Annotated in this window: 16 protein-coding genes; all 16 read right to left on the reverse strand. The window is 43.6% G+C overall.

The genetic code is table 11. The features are described from left to right. Positions 1 to 97 precede the first annotated feature (97 nt). The 16 genes from ACVBIL_RS19850 to ACVBIL_RS19925 all read right to left on the reverse strand — a co-directional run bounded on the left by ACVBIL_RS19850 (position 98) and on the right by ACVBIL_RS19925 (position 15,689). On the reverse strand, positions 98 to 670 hold the full coding sequence (locus ACVBIL_RS19850; protein ID WP_447168667.1) for an anthranilate synthase component II: 573 nt from the start codon (positions 668 to 670) through the stop codon (positions 98 to 100). A gap of 269 nt (positions 671 to 939) precedes the next feature. Next, positions 940 to 1,401 carry a ClpXP protease specificity-enhancing factor gene (locus ACVBIL_RS19855; protein WP_447168668.1) on the reverse strand — a complete coding sequence of 154 codons (462 nt, stop codon included), beginning with the start codon at positions 1,399 to 1,401 and terminating at the stop codon, positions 940 to 942. Continuing rightward, positions 1,401 to 2,030, reverse strand: coding sequence for a stringent starvation protein SspA (gene sspA, locus ACVBIL_RS19860; RefSeq protein WP_447168669.1), 630 nt, complete (start codon positions 2,028 to 2,030; stop codon positions 1,401 to 1,403). Before sspA ends, ACVBIL_RS19855 begins: the two co-directional genes overlap by 1 nt. 109 nt (positions 2,031 to 2,139) lie before the next feature. After that, on the reverse strand, positions 2,140 to 2,859 hold the full coding sequence (locus ACVBIL_RS19865; protein WP_447168670.1) for a cytochrome c1: 720 nt from the start codon (positions 2,857 to 2,859) through the stop codon (positions 2,140 to 2,142). Then, a complete protein-coding gene (locus tag ACVBIL_RS19870; protein ID WP_447168671.1) occupies positions 2,859 to 4,073 on the reverse strand; it encodes a cytochrome b in 1,215 nt (404 codons plus the stop codon). Before ACVBIL_RS19870 ends, ACVBIL_RS19865 begins: the two co-directional genes overlap by 1 nt. Continuing rightward, entirely contained in the window at positions 4,073 to 4,663 is a 591-nt protein-coding gene (gene petA, locus ACVBIL_RS19875) for a ubiquinol-cytochrome c reductase iron-sulfur subunit (RefSeq protein ID WP_447168672.1), read from the reverse strand. The genes ACVBIL_RS19870 and petA overlap by 1 nt, the downstream gene beginning before the upstream one ends. A 413-nt stretch (positions 4,664 to 5,076) precedes the next feature. Further along, entirely contained in the window at positions 5,077 to 5,955 is an 879-nt protein-coding gene (hflC, locus tag ACVBIL_RS19880; RefSeq protein WP_447168673.1) for a protease modulator HflC, read from the reverse strand. A gap of 3 nt (positions 5,956 to 5,958) precedes the next feature. Beyond that, positions 5,959 to 7,110 (reverse strand): FtsH protease activity modulator HflK, encoded by a 1,152-nt coding sequence (hflK, locus tag ACVBIL_RS19885; RefSeq protein WP_447168674.1) that lies wholly within the window; start codon positions 7,108 to 7,110, stop codon positions 5,959 to 5,961. 49 nt (positions 7,111 to 7,159) lie between these two features. After that, a complete protein-coding gene (hflX, locus tag ACVBIL_RS19890; RefSeq protein ID WP_447168675.1) occupies positions 7,160 to 8,455 on the reverse strand; it encodes a ribosome rescue GTPase HflX in 1,296 nt (431 codons plus the stop codon). A gap of 23 nt (positions 8,456 to 8,478) precedes the next feature. Continuing rightward, positions 8,479 to 8,757: an RNA chaperone Hfq gene (gene hfq, locus ACVBIL_RS19895; RefSeq protein ID WP_447168676.1), complete on the reverse strand. Its 279-nt coding sequence runs from the start codon at positions 8,755 to 8,757 to the stop codon at positions 8,479 to 8,481. 93 nt (positions 8,758 to 8,850) lie between these two features. Continuing rightward, positions 8,851 to 9,777: a tRNA (adenosine(37)-N6)-dimethylallyltransferase MiaA gene (gene miaA / locus ACVBIL_RS19900; protein ID WP_447168677.1), complete on the reverse strand. Its 927-nt coding sequence runs from the start codon at positions 9,775 to 9,777 to the stop codon at positions 8,851 to 8,853. 1 nt (position 9,778) lies between these two features. Continuing rightward, on the reverse strand, positions 9,779 to 11,683 hold the full coding sequence (gene mutL, locus ACVBIL_RS19905; protein WP_447168678.1) for a DNA mismatch repair endonuclease MutL: 1,905 nt from the start codon (positions 11,681 to 11,683) through the stop codon (positions 9,779 to 9,781). 17 nt (positions 11,684 to 11,700) lie between these two features. Further along, on the reverse strand, positions 11,701 to 13,023 hold the full coding sequence (locus tag ACVBIL_RS19910; RefSeq protein WP_447168679.1) for an N-acetylmuramoyl-L-alanine amidase: 1,323 nt from the start codon (positions 13,021 to 13,023) through the stop codon (positions 11,701 to 11,703). Then, positions 13,007 to 13,489: a tRNA (adenosine(37)-N6)-threonylcarbamoyltransferase complex ATPase subunit type 1 TsaE gene (gene tsaE / locus ACVBIL_RS19915; RefSeq protein ID WP_447168680.1), complete on the reverse strand. Its 483-nt coding sequence runs from the start codon at positions 13,487 to 13,489 to the stop codon at positions 13,007 to 13,009. The genes ACVBIL_RS19910 and tsaE overlap by 17 nt, the downstream gene beginning before the upstream one ends. 74 nt (positions 13,490 to 13,563) lie before the next feature. Next, positions 13,564 to 15,042, reverse strand: coding sequence for an NAD(P)H-hydrate dehydratase (locus tag ACVBIL_RS19920; protein WP_447168681.1), 1,479 nt, complete (start codon positions 15,040 to 15,042; stop codon positions 13,564 to 13,566). A 191-nt stretch (positions 15,043 to 15,233) separates the two neighbouring features. Then, positions 15,234 to 15,689, reverse strand: coding sequence for a hypothetical protein (locus ACVBIL_RS19925; protein ID WP_447168682.1), 456 nt, complete (start codon positions 15,687 to 15,689; stop codon positions 15,234 to 15,236). Positions 15,690 to 16,356 lie beyond the last annotated feature (667 nt).

The following is a 16,356-nucleotide window of genomic DNA, read 5'->3' on the forward strand; positions in this document are numbered from 1 at the left end:
GGTCAAGATAGACGCCCAAGTTGAGTATGGAACTGCACACCATAGATTTTTTCAGCTGGCATTCTCATCAGCAGAATACTTTGGCTGAGGTAACGGCTTAGGTGATGTGAATAAAGTTGGCTAACAGATCAAGACCTTGCTCGGTCAAAATCGATTCCGGATGGAACTGCACACCATAGATTTTTTTAGCAGGCATACTCATTGCCATGATTTCTCGGCCATGAACAGGGTCGTCAAACCACGCATCCATTACAAAGCCTTCGGGAATACTATCGACCAGCAAAGAATGATACCGCGTCACCGTTAATGGCTGATTTAAGCCTGTAAATACGCCTTGATTGTTATGGCTAATTTTACTGGTTTTACCATGCATCACCCGTTTAGCTCGAATCACATTGGCGCCAAATACTTGCGCAATAGCTTGGTGGCCAAGACAAACCCCTAAAATGGGCAGTTTGCCAGCAAATTTTTCAATAATTGCTAACGATAACCCTGCCTCGTTGGGCGTACAAGGGCCTGGAGATATCACGATATGCTTCGGTGCTAATGCTTCAATTTCAGCAAAAGTGATTTCGTCGTTGCGCTTAACCACTATGTCTTGCCCTAATTGCTGAAAATACTGCACTAGGTTGAATGTAAACGAGTCGTAGTTGTCGATCATTAAGATCATATAAGATCCCGAAACCTCTTTATCGCTGCGGTTTAGTCAAGAGCTCACAAGCTGGTCTAGCTTTATGCATCACTCTTAAATAACCCTAGATGGATGATTTTGCCGCAGATGCTACCACAGAGTGCAGACGTTATCATCTCCCCAATTCATACTTAGCGCACGCTAACTAACTAGAGAAGAGCAACTGTCATACAGACACAAAAAAGCCAGTCAATAGACTGGCTTCTCATTAACGTGAAACTGACATAACCAAGGTTATTTTACTAGGCTTATTTAACCAAGGTTAAATGACCGCGACGCTTTGGCTCTTTAGCCTCTACTTCTTCGGCTTCTGGTTCGCTCGTTTCAACAACAGGTTCTTTCACAACTGAAAGCCCTGCTTCTTCTTCCATCTCGTCATCGAGTAGATATGCTTCTTCCATCTCGAAGACCGTACCAGCGCCATTTTCTCTGGCGTAAATAGCGACAATGGAAGCCATAGGCAATAATACTTGCTGAGGAACACCGCCAAAACGCGCACTGAACTCAATAAATTCGTTAGTGATCTGTAGGCCACCTACAGCACTCTCGGTAATATTAAGCACAATTTGTCCATCTTTAACATATTGTTGTGGTACTTGAGTGCCAGGCACATAAGCATCGACAACAACATGGGGCGTCAACTGGTTATCCATCAACCAATCGTAATAAGCCCGCAGCAAGTATGGACGGTTCGGGGTTAGCTCTTTCATTAGATACCCATGCGCATTTCGCGCTCAGTCTCAGTCAAAGAAGCTTTAAATGATTCACGGTCAAATAAACGTGTCATATAAGCTTTGATATCTTTAGCGGTACGGCTATCTAGCTCAATACCTAATACAGGTAAACGCCAAAGTAGCGGTCCAAGATAACAATCAGCTAGGCCGAACTCTTCGCTCATGAAGTAAGGCACTTCACCAAAGATAGGTGCGATAGCGGTAAGACCTTCTTGAAGCTCTTTACGAGCAGCGTCAGCACGGTCACCTTTACGGATACGCTCAACCAGCGAATACCAATCTTCTTCGATGCGGTGCATCCAAAGACGAGTTTGGCCACGTGAAACCGGATAAACAGGCATTAGTGGAGGATGAGGAAAACGCTCATCTAAATATTCCATAATGATACGAGAGTTATAAAGTACTAGCTCTCTGTCTACCAAAGTTGGCACTGTGTTGTACGGGTTTAGCTCGATCAAGTCTTCAGGGATCTCATTAGGATCAACCTGTAGAACATCAACGGTTACACCTTTTTCAGCTAGCACGATACGCACTTGATGACTATAAAGGTCGTCGGCACCTGAATACAGGGTCATGATTGAGCGTTTGTTGGCAGCAACAGCCATTGATACCCTCCGGGATTCACAAATGAAAAGCAAAAAATGCAAACACAAACGAGGAGCAAGGCTCCCCGTTTACAATTTGCGGATAATACATTCTAACCTTTATTGGGGGTTAGTGTACATCTTTCCAGTACTCTTTCTTTAAGAGGTAGGCCACAATAAAGAAAATGAACAAGAAGCCCATAACCCACCAACCTAAGCGTTCTCGCTCAAGTTTAACGGGGTCACCTGAGTAAACCAAATAGCCCGTGATATCACGAACAGCTTGATCATACTCTTCTGGCGTCAAGGCGCCACCAGTTGCAACTAACGTTGTTACTTCAGTTCCATCTTCTTGTACTACGACTTCTTTTATCGGAAGACCTTGAAGACCTTCAAGTACATGCGGCATACCTACTAATGGGAAAATAGTATTATTCACACCAAATGGACGGCTTTCATCTTTATAAAAACCGTGAAGGTATGAGTAAATCCAATCTTCACCACGTACGCGGGCAACCAAAGTTAAATCAGGAGGTGATGCACCAAACCACTTAGATGCGTCTGCATCTGGAATGGCATTTTCCATCAATTCACCAATTTTGGCACCTTCTGGCAGATACTTAGCGCGCATTTCATCAAGCGGAATACCAAGATCTGTTGCAACTCGGTCATAACGTTGATATTGAGTGCTATGACAACCGGCGCAGTTTTCTTGGAACAAATCCAATCCACGCTGTAACGATGCTTGGTCATTCAGGTCGATATTTGCTTTTTCTAATGGTGCACCACCACCGGCAGCGACTGCCAGTGTTGGGACCAATACAACTAATGCGATTAATAGTTTTTTCATTAGTGTGTCAACCTCTCTGGTACAGGCTTAGTCTTTTCATTCTTACTGTAAATCCATAGGAATAAGAAGAAACCAAAGTAAGTTAGAGTGAAGATACGGGCAGCAATCGTTAGAGCTGGAGTTGCTGGCACAGCACCTAAGTAACCTAATACAACGAATGACACTGCAAACTGACTAATGTTCAGCTTGTGAGCCATGCTACGGTAACGAATAGACTTAACACTACAACGATCTAACCATGGCAAGATGAATAGTACCGCAATGGCTAAGCCCATGCCGATAACACCCATTAACTTGTCAGGGATTGCACGCAAAATTGCGTAGAACGGTGTGAAATACCAAACCGGTGCAATATGCTCAGGCGTCTTCATCGGGTTAGCCGCTTCAAAGTTTGGCTTCTCAAGGAAGTAACCACCACCTTCAGGCATAAAGAACAATACATAACAGAAGACGATTAGGAAGCCTGCGACGCCCATGATGTCTTTAACTGTGTAGTACGGATGGAATGGAATGCCATCTTTCGGCCAGCCATTCTCATCTTTGTTCTTCTTAATCTCGATACCATCTGGATTGTTAGAGCCCACCTCATGCAATGCAATAAGGTGCAAGAACACCAATACAACAAGCACAAGCGGCAATGCAATTACGTGCAATGCAAAGAAACGGTTCAGGGTTGCACCAGAGACAACGAAGTCACCACGGATCCACAATGTAAGATCATCGCCAATAACTGGGATTGCACCAAACAATGAGATAATTACCTGCGCGCCCCAGTAAGACATTTGTCCCCAAGGTAGCAAGTAACCCATAAAGGCTTCAGCCATCAAGACTAGGAAGATAAGCATGCCAAATAGCCACAGTAGCTCTCTAGGCTTCTGGTACGAACCGTAGATAAGGCCACGGAACATATGAAGATAGATCACCACAAAGAAGGCCGAGGCCCCGGTGGAGTGCATGTATCTCAGCAACCAACCATACTCAACATCACGCATGATGTATTCGATAGAAGCAAACGCCCCTTCAGCTGTTGGCACATAGTTCATTGTTAACCAGATACCGGTCAGTAACTGGTTAACGAGTACTAGCATGGCTAGTGAGCCAAAAAAGTACCAGAAGTTAAAGTTGGTTGGAGTCGCATATTGACCTACGTGTCGATTATACGTTGCGGTCATTGGAATGCGTTCATCAATCCAATTGATAATATTCTTAACCATTACGCAGCTCCCGTATCAACACCGATAATCACGGTACTATCATCAATATATTGATGTGGAGGAATGACTAGGTTTAATGGTGCTGGTACACCTTGGAATACGCGGCCAGCCATATCAAACTTAGAACCGTGACAAGGACAGAAGAAGCCAGAGGCAACACCTTCTACTTGTTCACCGAATGTGTCTGGTAGGTAAGTTGGAGAGCACCCCAAGTGAGTACATAGGCCAACGGCTATGAAATACTCAGCCTTAATTGAACGCCCAGGATTCTGCGCATATGCAGGCTGCTGTGGCTCAACGGAGTCAGGATCTCGAAGTTGGGCATCGATTGCTGGTAGACCATCTAAGATCTCCTGCGTACGGCGAACAACCCATACAGGCTTACCACGCCACTCAACTCGAATAAGTTGACCTGGCTCTACTTTACTTATATTTACTTCTACCGGCGCACCTGCAGCTTTCGCTTTGGCACTCGGATTCCATGACTTTATAAACGGAACCGCTACAGCAGCGGCACCTGCACCACCAACTACGGCGGTGGCTGCGGTCAGAAATCTGCGACGTCCGGTATCGACTGGCGCATTGCTCATCCACTTGTCTCCAGAGAGTGTTGGAATTTTTGTTTTATCTGTCTTCTTCTAAGCTGATCCGAACTAAAGCCGGAATCTAAACTTGAAGCGCGGCTCATTATAGCCAAAAATTAGAACCAGATCATAGTTAAAACACTCAACTAAGTTAACTATGTTAGTTTTAGTGCTACTTCTGCATAGAAAGAAGGCGTCTGAACCAACAAAATCGCTAATTTTTATTAGCAGAACATTCTAAAAACTTTCATTCATTACCCACTAAATTAGCAACTTAGCTGGTATTAATGATTGTTTTACTGACTACAACTTAATAGTTGACTGAATAGATAGGAATAGCTATTAGCTATTGAAAGATAAAATTTGCATAAAAAAAGACCTAACTAACGTTAGGCCTTTTTATCAATCGATATAGTAAACTATTTACCGCTAGAGCTGTTCATATATCTAAAGAACTCGCTATCGGGTTCAAGCACCATGACGTCATTCTTACCAGAGAAACTTGCTCTGTAAGCATCTAAGCTGCGCATAAAGCTAAAGAACTCAGGGTCTTTAGTATATGCATCAGCATAAATCTTAGCCGCCTTAGCATCACCTTCACCACGGATAGTCAGAGCTTTACGCTCAGCCTCTGCAGTTTGAATAGTGACACTGGCATCAGTCTTTGCACGAATGATTTCTGCTTGTTCTTTACCTTGAGCGCGATGCTCTTTAGCCACAGCTTGACGCTCTGCACGCATACGCTGGTAAATACTAGTACTGACGTTTGCTGGTAAGTTAATTTGCTTAACTCGCACATCGACAACTTCAACACCTAAGTCTTTAGCACTTTCTGCTGCATTTTTAAGTGCATCAGATTGCAGCTCATCACGGCTACCAGAAACAATCTCTTTAATTGTTCTGCGACCAAACTCAGTACGAAGATCGTTGTTGATCTTACGCTGTAGCAAGGTCTCTGCATTAGCCTTAATACCACCATTGGTAGAAAGATAGTAACGCTCGAAGTCTTTAATGCGCCATTTCACGTATGAGTCGACCATTAAGTCTTTTTTCTCAGACGTTACGAAACGGTCTGCAGCACCATCAAGCGTTTGCACTCGCGAGTCCATAAACTTGATTTTATCAAGCATAGGGATCTTTAAGTGAAGACCCGGAGCATAAACACGTGTTACGCCGTCGTCTTTAAGTACTTTACCAAATCGAGAAACAATAGCGCGCTCGCCTTCATTCACAACTAGCAGTGAAGACAAAGAGATTGCAATAAGTATTGCTACGATTATCGCTGTAAATCTACCCATCACTTAGTTCCTCCCCGACGAACGATCACCACGTGATGGACGACCATCAAGTGGCATGTTGCTGTTATTATGAGTTGTACTATTAACTGACATAACAGGCGTTGCCGGTTTGCTCTTAGTGCTAGCAGAATTATTCGCTTGGCTATTTTGCATCAACTTATCTAACGGTAAATACATCAAGTTACCGCTATTTTTAGCGTCAATAAGTACTTTGCTTGTACCGCTCAGAACGTCTTGCATGGTATCGAAATACATACGTTCGCGAGTCACTTCTGGCGCAGCTTGATACTCTGGTAATAGCTGCTCAAAACGAGCGACTTTACCTTGAGCTTCTAACATTACCTTTTGCTTATAAGCTATGGCTTGTTGATCCATACGCTGTACAGTACCACGAACCTGAGGCTCTAACTGACGAGAATATGCTTCAGCTTCACGAATAAAGCGTTGCTCATCTTCCTGTGCTGCAATCGCGTCATCAAAGGCATTTCTCACCTCTTCTGGCGGACGAGCTGGCAAGAAGTTCACATCAACAACCATAATACCAAGCTTATATGGCTTGATAATACGTTCGATTTCATCCCATGTATCACGACGAATTTTATCACGACCAGTGGTCAAAATATCATCCATGGTGTTATGGCCGATAACGTAACGTAACGCACTGTCTGTCGCTTCACGCAAACTTGCGTCTGCATCAACTACGCTATACAAATAATCTTTTGCATTATTCACTCGGTACTGCACGTCAAGCTGTACAAGCACAACGTTCTCATCGGCTGTCAACATACTTCCAGAAGCAGGAATTGAGCGAACAGTTTGTACGTTTACAGGTGTCACTTCATCAATAAAAGTCGCTTTCCATTGAAGACCTGGATCAACTTCACCAATATACGCACCGAAACGAAGTTCGACCCCTTTTTCAGCTTCTTTGACTGTATAGAACCCTGACAGGCCCCATACAACAACGGCAATAACAAGGACGATGATTAAGCTGACACCACTAACCTTGCCACCTGAACCATTGCCTTTACCGCCAAAGCGCTTTGAAAGGTTACGAAAAACTTCATCTAAATCCGGTGGTCCTTTATCATTACCACCCTTCTTGCCATTTCCCCAAGGGTCTTGACCCTTGTTACCGGGCTCGTTCCAAGCCATTTAGTACTCCATAAGTGTATGAAATAAACGAGATTACTAAAATACTCAATTATGCGACGACGGAGTCGACGACAAAAGTCTCTATTACACCTTGGCTCTGTTTAACTAATCGACGCCAATCGGAATCTAAAAGTCGCACAGAAATCATACAGTTCCCCAGATCGTCATACTCTTTCTGCTGTATTACATCCAGTTTATAAAACTGGCCGAGATAATGCCCCGCCGAAGCTGGGATTTGCAAGGTTAGCTCTTGAATCGCTTTACCAACAAGTTGGTTAATTGCTTCCTCAACTAATTCCAAGCCTTTTTGCTGCTGAGCAGAAACCCAGACTCTAATCGGTGTCCCCTCATCATCGTAATCGATGCGTGGTTTCACCTCATCCAATAGATCGATTTTATTGCATACGATCAACTGTGGAATGTCTATAGCATCGATCTCTTTAAGCACGTTTTGTACTTGCTTAAAGTTATCTCCCATTTTTTCATCTGCACTGTCGACCACATGCAGAAGTAGATCTGCTTGTTGTGTTTCTTGCAGTGTTGCTTTAAATGCTGCAACTAAATCGTGGGGTAAATGCCTAATAAAACCGACGGTATCAGCAAGGATAACGTCACCGTCGGGTAAATCTAATTTACGAAGCGTCGGATCCAGCGTTGCAAATAGCAAATCAGCAGCATAGACATCAGATGTTGTTAAGCCATTAAACAGTGTCGATTTACCGGCATTGGTATAACCCACCAAAGACACGGTCGACATCTCGCTTCGCTGTCTTGCTCGACGACTCTGTCCACGCTGTTTATCGACTTTCTCTAAACGTCGATTGATCATACGGATCCGGCCTCTCAACAGACGCCTATCGGTCTCTAATTGAGTTTCACCGGGTCCACGCAGACCAATACCACCTTTTTGACGTTCTAAGTGAGTCCAACCTCTGATCAGGCGCGTTGACATGTGGCGCAATTGCGCTAGCTCCACCTGCAACTTACCTTCGAATGTCCGAGCTCGTTGAGCGAAGATATCTAAGATCAAAGTCGTTCTATCGAGTACTCTGCACTCACATAACCGCTCAAGATTTCGTTCTTGAGCAGGACTCAATGCGTGATTAAAAATCACCACATTAGCATCCGTCGCCGCAACCATCGCTGCTAACTCTTCCGCCTTACCTGAACCGACAAAAAATTTGCGATCCGGTGAACGTCGACTTGTCGTCACGACTCCAATAGACTGAGCACCTGCCGATTCAACTAGAAGTTTTAATTCATCTAAGTCTTCACGGTTGTTTTCATCTGAAAAGTCGATATGAACAAGTATCGCTTTCTCTCCCGCCTCATAACGATCAAACAAAAAGCAATCTCCTTATTCGTAAATTACTTCTCGTCTTCATCGTCATGCTGAGCGTTATAACCAGCTTGAGCGCTTGTCGCTTGGTGGTTGCTCACGTTAAATGGACGTGAAGGCACCACTGTTGAAATGGCATGCTTGTAAACCATTTGGCTTACTGTATTTTTAAGCAAAATAACAAACTGGTCGAAAGACTCAACTTGTCCTTGAAGCTTAATGCCATTAACAAGATAAATAGATACTGGAACGCGTTCACGACGCAAAGCGTTCAAAAACGGGTCTTGTAAAGATTGCCCCTTTGCCATTTTCTAATTTCCTTTTTAATTAAAATTAATAGTTATTCTAATACAATAAAACTTTATCTTTGGTTTTAGTATTATACAGCGACAGCTAATAAGCTAGCGACTATGTCGCATTACTGTCGCAAGATTATTTTCAGCCCCGCTTTCTAGCCATATTAAATCAGGCCAGCCACGTAACCATGTTAATTGACGTTTAGCTAATTGCCTAGTAGCAACAATAGCTTTTTCGACCATAGTATCATAGTCAATTTCACCCTCTAAATACTGCCAGCACTGTCTATACCCTACACAACGCATAGAGGGTAGCTCTAAATGTAAGTCATTCCGAGCCTTTAAAGTCTCTACTTCAGCTATAAACCCCTGTGTTAGCATGGTTTTAAATCGAGTTTCTATAGCCTTATGTAACACCTTTCTGTCACTTGGTGCAATCGCAAATTGCACTGCTTGGTAAGGGAATGCGTCAGACTTTGTCTTGGTTAACTCCGTCAGAGATTGGCCACTAATGCGATAAACCTCCAACGCTCTAGCTAGACGTTGCGGATCATTTGGGTGAATCCGCTCTGCCGAAACTGGATCTATTGCTCTAAGTTGATCGTGCAGTGCTTGCCAACCTAACTCTTGCGCTTCGCAAGCGATTTGCGCTCTAATCGCTTCATCAGCCCCCGGCAGCGGTGATAATCCCTCTAGCAAAGCCTTGAAGTACATCATGGTGCCGCCAACGAGCAATGGCGTCTTCCCACGACTCAAAATATCTTCAATCTGAGCTAATGCATCGCGTCTAAAGTCCGCCGCTGAATAACTTTCAGCAGGATCGATGATATCGATAAGCTTATGGGGAGCTGCAGCTTGTTCAGCGGCATCAGGCTTAGCTGTGCCAATATCCATCTCTTTATAGATCAATGCTGAATCCACAGAGATAATCTCACAGTCATACTGCTTAACAAGCTCAATCGCTAATGCGGTTTTACCTGAGGCCGTAGGGCCCATTAAGGTAATAACTTTCTGTGATTTTTTATCGGTCACTCTAATTTTCTTTCATCCATTGCTCCCAAGGTAAATCTTGGGACTGATTATAAAGCTCACGCTGCACATCTTCAGGCAACGAAGTTAAGCCAAACCATGCCTCACTTACTGAGGTAAATCTGTTGGCTCTTTGATCCGCGAGCCACTTAACCACTGCCGCATCACTTGGTAATTCTAATCGAATCCACTGCAATAATTCAGGGATCAAAATAGCCAATTGGCTATCTCTTAGATATGGGGGCACTTTCCTAATAATCAACTGCCCAAGACGAATTGATAGCTCAATTCCTAACTTTCTTAATAACTGTTCTCGATTATCGATAATTGCTTGCCAATCATCATCAACCGCAACGGCGACAGGCATCAATAAAGGCTGACCGATGAGCCCATGAGCAAACTTGGCCTCTATCTCGGCTTTTAGCACCGCCTTTGTAACCTTAGCGATACTCAATAGCGATATTTTATCCTCTTTAACCAAGACCCAATATTTACCCGCTATCACCGATGGCATGTTCGCCACGAGTGTATTAGTAGCCTGCGCAGCAGTTTGGTTCCCTGCAGAATATTGAGAGTCTAGCTGAGAATGATGCGCTGAACGATTCTGCGTACTGTGATCCTGTGTACTAAGCAGTTCACCATAAGCTCGAATACTACTTTGAGAAGCTAAGCTTACATCTTGATTTCGAGTCGAGGATTTCAAAGGACTTCGATAGCTAGAGCTCCCACTAGAGTTCCCACTTGAATAATCTCTTTGACTTGCAACAGAGCGGCTATCACATACACCATAAGAAGCCGTTGGCTGACGTTCGCTATCGTTAGAATAGTTAACTGCTGTTACCGCGCCTCTTATTGGATTAGCTTGTTGTTCAGTAACATCCGCTATTTCGCGATCTTGATTAAGCGCAAGCTCCATAGATTGAGATATAGCAGATTGCAACGCTTGCAGAATAAAATCATGCACATAACGACTTTGGTGAAAACGCACCTCATGCTTTGCAGGGTGAACATTCACATCCACTTGGTGGGGGTCTAAGTCCAGCATTAATACGTACCCAGGGGAGACGCCATCAGCATACTGTGCAAAGGCCTGACGAACCGCATGGTTAACGAGCCTGTCTTTGACTAAGCGACCATTAACGTAAAAATATTGAGTTTCGCTATATCCATTCGCCGCACTTGGCGACTGCAAATAGCCACTCAGGTTCAAACCATTGTGCTGACACTCAATTCGAAGACAGGTCTCCGCAAATGCTTTGCCACAAATTTGACCCAAGCGCTGGATATATTGAATTTCTGTATTTGCGGGGCGGTAATTTCGTACCGTTTTACCATTATGCTTAAGGGTAAAATGAATATCTCGTCTCGCCAAAGCAATACGCTTTAACCACTCATCGATATGAGTAAACTCTGTCTTATCACTTTTTAAGAAACGGCGTCTAGCTGGTGTATTAAAAAATAGATCAACCGCTTCTACCGTTGAACCAACGGGATGGGCGGCAGGCAATACTTTCACAGCCATCTCAGTGCCTTCGGCATGAGCTTGCCATGCCTCGGTCTGTTCTGCGGTACGCGAAGTGAGAATAAGACGTGAGACCGAGCTAATACTCGCTAATGCCTCACCACGAAAGCCAAAACTTAAAATAGCCTCCAAATCATCTAGCGTCTTTAACTTTGAGGTCGCATGTCTTGAAAGCGCTAAGGCGAGGTCCTCTTTCGGGATCCCGCTGCCATTATCACGGATCCGAATAAGCTTACTTCCGCCCTTATCAATCTCAATATCGACCCGTGTCGCACCTGCATCAAGGCTATTCTCAACCAACTCTTTGATGACAGAAGCTGGGCGCTCAACCACTTCGCCGGCAGCGATCTGGTTTGCTAATTGAGGCGGTAACTTTTCTATTGCCATGATTTACTCTTAACAGGCTAAGCTCTTGGGATAGTCAATTTCTGACCTATACGAATGCCATTTGATTTTAGGTTATTAGCCTTTTTCAAACTGTTTATTGAGATCTGATAACGATGTGCAATAACAGATAGCGATTCACCACTGCGAACCTTATGTTCAACACGACTCCGACTTGCTAATAGCGAGTTCACTGGAGGGTTAGCTTCAAAATACTTCACTACACCTTTATGGATAGCTTTAGCAACATTATTTTGGTGATCTCGTTGCGACAATAAGCGTTCTTCTCTCGGGTTAGAGATAAAGCCTGTTTCTACCAAAATCGAGGGGATATCTGGCGATTTAAGTACTGCAAAACTTGCAGATTCGGGCTTATGCTTGTGTAGCTTTGTCACTCGACCTAGATTTGATAGCACATCTCCGGCGATGTTATGGCTAATTGCCATAGAGCGATCCATCGACATGTCCAATAGCGTCATCGCAAGATATTGTTCGTTATCCGTGTTTTGAATAATCTCTCCAGCGCCGCCTAGCAATTCAGAATGTTTCTCTTTTTGCTCTAACCAGCGACCAATTTCACTGTTGGCACGGCGCATAGACAATACCCACACCGAAGCCCCTTGTGGTTGAGGAGAAGTAAAGGCGTCAGCATGAATAGAGATCAGTAAGTCAGCTTTACTATTTCGAGCAATATCTGAGCGCTTGTTCAGATTAACAAAATAGTCCCCTGTACGCGTCATCACGGCTCTCATACCTGGTGTGGCATTAATTTTTTGAGCGACTTTTTTAGATATCTCTAATACGAGTTTTTTCTCATATATGCCTGTTGGCCCGATAGAACCAGGATCCTCACCGCCATGGCCTGCGTCAATCGCAATAACCACATCTCTTAGCTGACTTTTCGGCTTACTCACTGGAGGCTTTTTCGCTGTAGAACCACCGCTATCAAGGTCAACCACTAAACGGTTACCGTATGGCGCTGTAGCAGGCAGTGCAAACAAGCTCGCTTTGACGGGCTTAACCAAATCGATAACTAAACGCAAAGTGCCCTTTTCTGGAGGCGTACTCTTACGCACCTTTTTGACCAATTTACTGTTGTTTTTAATCTTATTTAAGTCAACTTTGTTAGATGATTTTTTTAGATCTACGACTAAACGATATGGATTTGTCAGCGTAAAATAACTGTAATCAGCAGCCTGACTCAAATCAAATACGATACGCGTCGACTCCGGCGCAGCCCAAATTCTTACGCTGTCGAGTTGATTAGCACTCTGCGCAAAAAATGAAACACCAAGACTTAAAAGAAGTAAAAATACTCTAAATATATTACTGTTTATTATCATTATTATTTAGGGCCACTAATATTTTTTCGCCTGCAGAAGAAAGCGCTTTTAACTCGACTTCTCGTCCAGTATTAACATATTTCATATTGATATGTATATCAGCGGGGGGTAATAAACCGTGTCCACGATCAGGCCACTCCACGATGCAGAGACTGCGCTCTGTGAAGTAATCACGGATCCCCATAAACTCTAATTCTTCTGGATCATACAAACGATATAAATCGAAATGATACACATCTAATGTATCTAGTTCATAAGGTTCTACCAAGGTATAAGTAGGGCTTTTAACTGCCCCGTGATGGCCTAAGCTTTGAATCAATCCACGGCTAAAGGTCGTTTTACCCGCACCGAGATCGCCGCTTAAATAAACAGTTAACGGAGGAGTAATCAGGCTCGCGAGCTTGGTTCCTAAATCTACTGTTTCTTGTTCATCATTTAAATTTAATATCATTGATTGCGTATTCATTCTGAATCGAAAGGCGCCCTAATAAAATTGCGCGTAGAATGCATTACTTTAACCTAATCATCTAGCTTTCTAAACTAGATTTCATTAACTAACTGCCGAATGTAAGGCATTAAATCGCTAGCCAACATACCACGCTCGCCAAACTGTGCCGCTAAATCAGCCGCATCACCGTGGATCACCACGCCTAAACAGGCTGCCTCCATATTGGTATAGCCCTGCGCCATTAGCCCACCAATGACTCCTGATAGCACATCACCACAACCACCACTGGCTAAACCTGGATTACCTACAGCTGCAACCACGCAGGTTTCACCATTACAAATTATCGTTCCAGATCCTTTAAGCACTATCACACCACCAAATTTTTGATGCAGTAACCTCGCGGCTTTAAATCTATCTTGTTCAACCTGTGCAATACTAAGGCCCAACAATCTTGCGGCTTCACCAGGATGAGGCGTCAACACCCAATCCTTGCCCGTCATTGAAGTCGCCTTTAACTGATTTAAGCCGTCTGCATCGATAACGCACGGTTTATCAGTGAGCTCGACAGCCTTAAGTAAATTATACCCCCAATCCGTTGTGCCAAGCCCTGGCCCTATAACTAATACAGTGGCCCAACCTAACTTTAGGTAAACTTCCATATCAACCAACTCACAGCCCCAAAACATCAGCTCTGGTCGATTAACACCAACAATCAGTTGATGCTCGGGTCTTGAAATCACAGTGACCAGCCCGGCGCCGCTTCTTAAACAGCCCTCAGCCGCAAGGCGCACAGCCCCTGCCATACCGTAATCACCACCGATAATCGACACCTTACCGCAATCACCTTTGTGAGCATCTCTTCGCCGAGGTGCAAAAGTATTTTTAAGTGCTTTACTGCTTATCTGCTCCGCACTTCTTACTGTTAGGAATTCATTAAGTCCTAAGTCTGCAAGGATAATCTCCCCACAACAGTGTCGGGCTTTCCCTGTAATCAAGCCTTGCTTAACCCCAGCAAAAGTCAAAGTTGTACTCGCTTCTATTGCTGCAGTTGTATAGCTACCAGTATCAGGATTAAGACCGGACGGCACATCAAGACTCAATACCCATGCAGTACTGCGATTGACGGTATTAATAACATTAGTTAGCTCAGCATTTAACTCGCCTCGGACCCCAGTACCGAGCAGACCATCGACAATAACGTCCGCCTGAGTAATCTGTTGCTCACTAAACTCGTGGATCTCTCCACCTGACGCTAGAAAGCGTTGAATAGCTTTAGCTAGCTCTTCACTTGGATGAGTCGCTCTACTTGATTGTAAAATAACATCAAAATTTGCTTCCACTAATAATGCAGCCGTCACATAAGCATCTGCACCATTATTCCCGTGACCAGCGAGTACCGTCACTTTAGCTGTACTAATATGCCTTTCAGCTATTAACTGAAAGGCAGCACTGGCCGCCCTTTCTACTAGTTGATATAAGCTCACATCACCGTGATTAACCGCATCAATTTCTGCAGCTCGAATTTGCGCTGTTAGGAATAATGGCGTTGACAGTAACTTTCGCTTACTCATATTTAAGTTCCTAATAAAAAGGCTTAGATTTAATGTAGTAGCTTAATGGCCTTGGATTAAATAGAAGTGAACCACTACGTTCAATAACTGTTCTATACGTGATCTATCTCAATTATAGCCAAGGATTTTTATCTGCTTATGATCAAAAAAGGCACCGAAAGGTGCCTTAGGTTACCCAAGAGACTGGGCGTTTAGATATCATCCATTCGAATACTGCTATGAACTAGCCGTTGCTGCTGAATTCTTTCAACTCTCACCAGATCTTCTAATGCGCCTTTAGTTTCAGCCGTAGCCGAAGAGTTAGCTGTTTTCTCCAACAGCGCGATCAAGCGATTATCGAGATCAAGGTGTAGCTCTAATACATCATCTTCACTCATATTCGCTGGCAAGGTTAATTGGTGACAGTTAGCGATGAAGTCTTCAAAAACGATATCTTTATACCAAGTATTAAGAATTTTTTTAGGGGCCTCATCAATATAGTTTTCTAACTTCTCAGCGGTATGACGTTCACGCTGTTGAAAATACTCCAGCATCAATTTAACTCGAGAAGAGTCTGCTTGAGTATGTAAGCGGTTATAAAGCTGCGCCATTTCTATGCGACACGTCGCGACATAATCTAAAAGTTCGCTGAGTTGTTGAATACGCATTTATCGTTCTCCTAAGTCAGCCACTCAAAGTGAGCCGCCTGTATTTTAACCTCGATAAGTATGGTACGAAAAACCGCGTTTATATATGAGCAGCGTCAAGTTTTAAGCAGAGCGAAGCTGCGTAGTTTAGACATTATTAAAGAAACTAGCGTTCGATCACGCTCCTCTCCCCCAAACATCACTACTTAATGAGACTAAGCCATATATTGACCAACAGGCTCTTGGTACGATTACGACAGCGCTAATACTGCATAAAAATTTTAAGCTTGTTTCGATGAGATTCAGAGATTTATTTAAGAATCTGCAATGAGGCAGATTGGGGCGAGTTTTTGTGTCTAACAAGAGTGGAGGCGAATCCCGCTTTTACACAAGCAGACCTATACCTTGGCAAAAAAAAGAGGGATCAACATTTTCTACGAGCACAACTGAGCAAATGCCGCATGAGCATATAAAACTTTGTTTTATTTAATTTTGAAGTTTAAACAGGATATTACATGAAGGAAGATTGGAGCTAGCTTCTGACTTAAACAAGGGTGGGTTCGAAGCGAACCTCTATACAAGCAGACCTATACCTTGGCAAAAAAAGAGGTATCAACATTTTCTACGAGCACAACTGAGCAAATGCCGCATGAGCATATAAAACTTTGTTTTATTTAATTTTGAAGTT

Source organism: Shewanella sp. 125m-7 (assembly GCF_052977045.1).